The organism is Wolbachia endosymbiont of Mansonella ozzardi (assembly GCF_020278625.1).
Taxonomy (GTDB): domain Bacteria; phylum Pseudomonadota; class Alphaproteobacteria; order Rickettsiales; family Anaplasmataceae; genus Wolbachia.
Map to the genome: position 1 here is coordinate 1 of NZ_JADAKK010000066.1, position 1,302 is coordinate 1,302.

The 1,302-nt window shown below is 37.6% G+C and carries 2 protein-coding genes; one reads left to right on the forward strand and one right to left on the reverse strand.

All coding sequences use genetic code 11. The features are described from left to right. A partial coding sequence (locus tag IHO40_RS05295) for a phosphoribosylaminoimidazolesuccinocarboxamide synthase (RefSeq protein WP_304956705.1) occupies nt 1–355 on the forward strand: 355 nt, incomplete at its 5' end. Here IHO40_RS05295 and purM read toward each other — a convergent pair. Next, the coding region (gene purM / locus IHO40_RS05300; RefSeq protein ID WP_225537098.1) for a phosphoribosylformylglycinamidine cyclo-ligase at nt 356–1,302 on the reverse strand (947 nt) is incomplete at its 5' end. It lies immediately after the preceding gene.

Consider the following 1,302-nt stretch of genomic DNA (forward strand, 5'->3'; position numbering starts at 1 on the left):
AGATGACAATCTGGCTGATCCAATGATAAACGAAAACCACGTGCTATATTTTGGCTGGCTATCTCATGAAGAAATGGAAGAGGTTAAAACTACAACATCAAAAATCAATACAATTCTAATTGACTTATTTTTAAATGTAGGAATAGATTTAGTCGACCTCAAATTAGAATTTGGCAGGCTAATGAGTGATAGAACAAAGATCATTCTAGCTGACGAGATCAGCCCTGACAATTGCAGGCTATGGGATAACAGTACTCACAAAAAACTAGATAAAGATGTTTTCCGTTTAAGTTTAGGAAACCTAAAGGAAGCATATTTAGAAGTTGCAGAAAGGCTGTCAGTAAAGTCAGTCTAACTAAAGTGCTACTTTATCAAGCGGTGGTTTACACTTCTCATGAAGCTCTCCTATAATTTCAATTTTTTCTCCACGTTTTTGGAAATAATTTTTTACACCTTGCATATTCTCAGGATCTACAATCAATACCATACCAATACCACAATTGAATGTCTTTAACATTTCCCTCTTCTCTACTTTACCCTCTTTTATCAGCCACAAAAATATATCTGGCCATTCCCAAGAACTAATGTCTATGTCGGCAAACAAATCTTCTGGAAGAATCCGTGGAACATTGTCTACCAAGCCACCACCTGTGATGTGTGCAATACCTTTTACCTTTGACATAATAGGCAATAAAGAATCAGCGTATATTTTTGTTGGTTCGAGTAGTATCTCACTCCAGGTTTTATTATTCCACGGAGATAAGTCATTATAACTTATGCCTAAACCTTTAAAAATATGTCGCACCAAAGAAAACCCATTCGAGTGAATCCCTCTCGACTCTAATCCAACTACACAGTCGCCTTTCTTCATAGTGTTACATTTTGGAAGGATCTTACTTTTATCGACCACTCCAACTACAAATCCTGCAAGGTCATAGTGATTATTACTATACATTCCAGGCATTTCTGCAGTCTCTCCACCAACTAATCCCATATTAGCCTGTTTACATCCTTCTGCAATGCCCTGAACTATAGATAATAGAACATCTTTACTTAAAATACCTGTTGCGAAATAATCGAGGAAAAATAAAGGTGTTGCTCCTTGCGCAAGTAAGTCATTCACACACATTGCAACTAGATCTATGCCTACAGTACCATGCTCGTTTACTTCTTGAGCTATCAACAGCTTTGTACCCACCCCATCAGTTGAAGAAACGAGTACTGGATGGTCATATTTTTTACTCAGCTCAGCGAAATCGAACAGCGCGGAAAATGAACCTTCTCCGCTAATGATCTCTTCCC